This window comes from Chromohalobacter sp. HP20-39 (assembly GCF_033052815.1).
Taxonomy (GTDB): Bacteria; Pseudomonadota; Gammaproteobacteria; order Pseudomonadales; family Halomonadaceae; genus Chromohalobacter.
Genome location: NZ_JAWHTP010000643.1, coordinates 1 through 275, shown reverse-complemented (window position 1 = coordinate 275; position 275 = coordinate 1). Strand labels below are relative to the sequence as shown.

General features: G+C 66.5%; 1 pseudogene. It reads right to left on the bottom strand.

Annotated elements, in window-relative coordinates:
- Positions 1-275: pseudogene (locus RVY79_RS19525) on the bottom strand (MFS transporter); the annotation flags it as partial.

Below are 275 nucleotides of genomic sequence, written 5' to 3'. Positions count from 1 at the left end.
GGTCATGCGCCACGTCAGAAGGGTCGCTGGCCGGCCACAGCCAGAGCGTCAGCGCCACGCCGGCCAAGCCGACCAGGGACATGACAATGAAGGTCGATGGCAAGCCCATGACCGCGCCGAAGCGGCCGGCAAGTGGGTAGCAGATGAGCCAACAGGCGTGCGACAGCGCGAAGTGTGCCGCGAAGATCGCAGGACGGTCCTCGGCATGGGCCGAGCGGCGCAGAAGACGGCCGGATGGCGTTTGCGCCACGCTGTAGCCAAAGCCGATGATCAAC